Annotated in this window: 3 protein-coding genes and 1 pseudogene; 2 read left to right on the top strand and 2 right to left on the bottom strand. The window is 55.4% G+C overall.

What is annotated here, in order from left to right; all coding sequences use genetic code 11:
• Together ABX962_RS30000 and ABX962_RS29995 are read left to right on the top strand one after the other, a co-directional pair.
• Positions 1-1,468, top strand: a 1,468-nt coding sequence (locus ABX962_RS30000; RefSeq protein WP_372725056.1) for a DUF1553 domain-containing protein, incomplete at its 5' end; no start/stop codon positions are given.
• Positions 1,469-1,638: 170 nt separating this feature from the next.
• Positions 1,639-2,955: a DUF1501 domain-containing protein gene (locus tag ABX962_RS29995; RefSeq protein WP_372725054.1), complete on the top strand. Its 1,317-nt coding sequence runs from the start codon at positions 1,639-1,641 to the stop codon at positions 2,953-2,955.
• A 509-nt stretch (positions 2,956-3,464) separates the two neighbouring features.
• Here ABX962_RS29995 and ABX962_RS29990 read toward each other — a convergent pair.
• Entirely contained in the window at positions 3,465-4,424 is a 960-nt protein-coding gene (locus ABX962_RS29990; protein ID WP_372725052.1) for a hypothetical protein, read from the bottom strand.
• A 55-nt stretch (positions 4,425-4,479) separates the two neighbouring features.
• Positions 4,480-4,979: pseudogene (locus tag ABX962_RS29985) on the bottom strand (phosphoesterase); the annotation flags it as partial.

Below are 4,979 nucleotides of genomic sequence, written 5' to 3'. Positions count from 1 at the left end.
CGGCTGGGACGATGCGGGGGTTGAGCGGACCGGGACCGCCGACTGGCTGACGATCTGTCGCCGGATGTCGTTGGCACTGGTCGGAAGCGGGCTGTCGCTCGAAGAGATACGGCGGTTGGAATCGATGCCAGAATCGCAGCGTGAGCAAGCTCACCTGGAATCGCTGCTGGTCGATCCGCGTTTTCATCAATACTGGGGCGAACGTTGGTCGCGGTTTTATGTCGGCGCTGATAATGGCCCGTTTTTGGTCTATCGCCGCCGCCGATTTCGTACTTGGCTAACCGACCAATTCTCGCAAAACACACGCTATGACGAGATCGTCAGACGACTCGTCACCGCCGAGGGACTGTGGACCGATCGACCCGAAGTCAATTTCCTAACCGTCACCTTTGACAGCAACGATGGACAGCCCGATCCGGTCCGTTTGGCCGCTAGAGCGTCACGTGCTTTTTTAGGTTTACGAATCGATTGTTTGCAGTGCCATAACGACTTTCTTGGCAACGTCAGTCTAGGGAGTGCCGACTCGCCGCGTGAGGGAATGCAGACCGACTTTCATCAACTCGCTGCGTTCTTTACCAGTGCTAAAACCAATGGGCTACAAGGGGTTCAAGAGAACAAGGCCGACTATCGTTACCAATACTTGGACGCCGATGACGAAGTCGAAGTGACGCCTAGCGTTCCCTATCAACCCGAGTTGTTGCCCGCCGACGGTTCGCCACGTCATCGCTTGGCGGCATGGATCACCCACCCGGAAAATCGTCAGGCCGCGCGATCGACGGTCAGCCATGTATGGGCATTGTTGTTTGGTCGCAGTGCCACCGATGCCGTGGATAATCTGCCACTGGACGAAGAAGCACCCGCAGTGATCGAAGCCCTGACCGATGAGTTTATTACTCATCAGTTTGATCTTCGCGACTTGATCCGCATGATCGTTCGCAGTTCGGCGTTTCGTGTCTCCAGTCGTGCAGCGTTCGAAGTGACCGATGCGCACGAGGACGCTGGAGCCGTGTTTCCTTTGACGCGGTTGCGTCCCGAGCAGATGGCGGCGTGCATCATCCAGAGCGCCAGGATCAAGAAGATCGATCGTGATTCGTCACTGCTCGTTCAGCTCGACAAATTCGGCAGCACCAACGATTTTGTCCGCCGCTACGGCGACCAAGGCGAGGATGAATTTACCAACGACAGCGTCACGATCTCGCAACGATTGGTGATGCTCAACGGCGAGATGTTACATAAAGCGATTGGCGATAATCCGGTGCTGAACGCAACAAACCATATTGCTCGGTTTGCAAAGACGGATACTCAGGCAATCGAGACCACGTATTTGGCCGTCTTGAATCGCCGCCCGACTCCGAGCGAACAAGAACATTTTGTGACGCGACTCAAGGAGAGCGACGATCGCCACGCTGGAATTGAAGATTTGTATTGGGTGTTGCTCAACAGTACCGAATTGGCGTGGAACCACTGATGTGCGAGGTCAACGTTCAAAAAAAGATGGATCATTACCGTAGCGGAAGGCGTCAACGGCTTTCGTTCCAATTGCCTTACAAACCGAAACTCACTCCCGTACTTCCGTTGTTCCACTTGGAAGTGTTTACGCAGCACCCGTGAAAGCGGTGGTAAATTGAAAGACCAATCATGAATTTCACTGCACCGGATCGGCTCTGTAGCCGCCAGGCTCACTTCTCTCGTCGTACGCTGCTGGGTGCGGGCGCGAGCGGAATGTTTCTGTCCCAACTCGCCCATGCGTTGGCACGGGCGGATGAATTAGGAGTGACCGACCCGTCGCGTCCCTTGAGCGTGATTTTGTTGTGGTTAGAGGGAGGCCCAAGCCAGCTGGAAACCTTTGATCCACATCCGGGGACATCGATTGGTGGCGACACCAAGGCGATCAAGACGTCGGCAGCGGGGATTCAAATCGCGGATACGTTGCCGCAGCTCGCCGAGCAGATGCATTTGGTATCGCTGGTGCGAAGCGTGACCGGAAAAGAAGGGGATCATCAACGCGCCGTCTATAACGTGAAGACCGGTTTTCGTCCTGATCCCACGCTGATTCATCCATCGATCGGCGCGGTGCTGTGTGAGTCTGATCCGGGCGATTCGGACATCCCACGTCACATCTCGATCTTGCCTGGTGGGGCGCCGGCGCGAGGCGGCTATCTGGGCGGCGCCTATGACGCGTTCAAAATTGGCGATCCCGCCGGCCCGGTGCCGGATGTTCGCCGCTCGGTGAAACAAGACCGCTACGACAAACGAATCGATGACCTCTACAACGTGGTTGAAAAAGAGTTTCGGCGTGGCCGGATCGCGGAACTCGAAACGAAACGCACGTTGCATGTGACGGCCACCGATGCGGCGCTGCGGATGATGTCCAGTGAGCAGTTGTCGGCATTCGATGTGTCCGAAGAATCGCAGACCACACTAGCCGCATTCGGCGACACGCCGTTTGGACGCGGATGTTTGGCGGCAAGTCGGTTGATCGAAGCGGGCGCACGCTGTGTCGAAGTCACGCTCGGCGGATGGGATTCGCATATCAACAATCACTCGTTGCAGTCGGCGGCGTGCGAGACGCTCGATCCAGCGATCGCCTCGCTGTTGGTTCGGCTTCGCGATCGTGATTTACTTGAAAACACGTTGGTGGTTTGTGGAGGCGAATTCGGACGCACTCCGACAATCAATCCCGCCGGCGGTCGCGATCACTGGCCACACGGCTTTTCGACGCTGCTAGCCGGTTGCGGGATTCGCAGTGGGCATGTGTTTGGCGAGACTTCGCCGACACCAAAACTAGATTCCAAGAATCCAACCCAGGATGTCGCCGACGTGACCACGGTGGCCGACTTGCATGCAACGATCCTGGCGGCACTGGGCGTCCCGTTCGCCGAAGAGGTCTACACGCCGATTGGCCGCCCCATGAAACGAAGCGAAGGCACGCCAATCCGTTCCCTGCTGGCCTAATCAGAGCACGTCACTTTACAGGTGATTCCAACCCGACGCGTGAGTTCTGAAGTTGCGAGTTTGTATTTAGGGGCGAAGCCCCGGACGTTTACCTAGCCCAGTCCAACGGGCTGGGACCAAGAAAACCAATGAATGGAAGGGCCAACGGCCCGGCCGTTTGCTCGGATCTACGGACGTCGGCTGGTAAATGGCCGGGCCTTCGGCCCTTAGGTGTCTTGGCATTGCAAACCTAGCCCGTTGGACCAGGCTAGGCAAATTGCTGGACTTTTGGCCCGGAGAACATCGAAACGCGCAACATCAAAATTCACGCTTCGGGTTGTGAAGTGACGCGTCTCTTAGCCAAAGTGGTACTGTCCCAGCTGAACAGCGATTGATCCGATTCGCTGCTGTCTTTGGGTTGAAGTTGCTGGGGTTCAAAGTTCTTTCGAATGACGTGTTATCTCTTTTAAGATTTGCGTGAACTCAATGAACGCAGACAGCTCGGAGAGCTGAGCGACATTGCTTAGGCCTCATTCGATGGGTAATGGGCCAATGTATTGTTTGGCAATGACGACATCGTCAAAGTAAACGATGTTCACGCGTTGTTTCGTCCAGCGATCGGTCACGTAACTTTCCAGCGTCAATGCGTTGGCCATCAACGTGGGACTGGTTCGCCATTGGATGCCGCGCCAATGGCCGCGAAGTTCACCGTCAATCCAGTAAGCTTGCTCGCCATCGTCCTGCCCCGGTGTATTGTGCTGGATCATAAATTCGACACAGATCCATTTGCCGCGTTTGATGTTGGGTTGCGTTTTGGGGCGGAAACCATTGCCCCAGTACCTGCCGTCCGGACTGGGCTGCATCGTGTGCCAATAGCTGTAGAAATTCCATTGTCCCGGCGGAGTCCACTTTCCCCAGTTCCCCCACGGTTCAATGGCCGTCGAAAATCGCTCATCGCCAGCGGGCAATTCGCCCGCTCCGCCAAACCCACTCCAACGGTCGCCACCCTGAAGTGACTTGTTTGCCCGCAGCGTGCAGAAGTGATGTACGTAATCGCAGTCTTTGTCGAACTTTGTGTAGAAACGGATAAACAAACGATCGGAGGATTCAAACCATTTCGTGAATCCACCGCCATTATTCTGGCCGAGCGTCGCGGTTACTTTCAGCGATCGTCGGCCTAGCATCGGGCTCTTGGATGCCGGATCGGAAAAACTCAGCACGTTGCCGCCGCGATCATTCGTCTCGTCCCACTTTGCCCCCAGTTCTCCAGATTCAAAATCATCGGTAAAGATCACCGCGGCATGTTGGTTTAGTTGCGAGTTGTTGGCGAACTTGGCTGCCAATCCATCGCCGGACGGAAGGTCGCTGTTGTCAACCAGCTTGATCACTGAAGCAGTCTGAGCAATTCCCTGTAGCGGCAGAAAGAGCCCAGTGAGTGTGATGACCCACAGGATGGTCGGCATCGAACGCCATGTACGAGAAAGGATCAAGATGAACTCCGCGGAAGAGGAAAACAAAGACAGGCCGTTTCACTGTTTTTCAAATTTAGTCGTTCGATTGGTCTGCAGGCAGGTTGATTTTCTCGGGCACGTCGTCCATTGCCCAGTATTGATGTTGGATCTTCGTTTCATCCACGATCACAATGCGAAAGCCGGATGAGTCTTTGCCAAGCGGGCGACCTACCGGACCGGTAGTGATCATTTCCATTGCACCGGCGCGACCATAGGCGTTGCGGTGGTAATGGCCCGCGAAAACGGCTCGCACGTCTGCCTGTTTGAGTTGTTGTAACAGTGGCGTTCGCCGCTCCAGCGGGATGTTGAAGTATTGATCCGGCTCCTCTTCTTGTTCAAGAAAAAATGGATGATGCTGGAACAACAGGATGTGTTTCGGCTTCGCGGTCTTGGCATCTTGGAGTTGTTGATCGAGCCAAGCTTGCTGCGTCCTCAGCACTTCTGCGGCGCCGCTGGGATCTTTCAGGACGCTCGAATTCAGGACGATGTTGTAGACGCCTCCAACCCAGAAAGAAAAATAGTCGTCCCCAAAGT

Source organism: Novipirellula sp. (assembly GCF_041583735.1).
Lineage (GTDB): Bacteria > Planctomycetota > Planctomycetia > Pirellulales > Pirellulaceae > Novipirellula.
This window is presented reverse-complemented; position numbering and strand designations above follow the sequence as displayed.

Bases quoted from the DNA above. Each gene is read 5' to 3' on its own strand.
- ABX962_RS29995 (WP_372725054.1), top strand. From the start codon at position 1,639: ATGAATTTCACTGCACCGGATCGGCTCTGTAGCCGCCAGGCTCACTTC.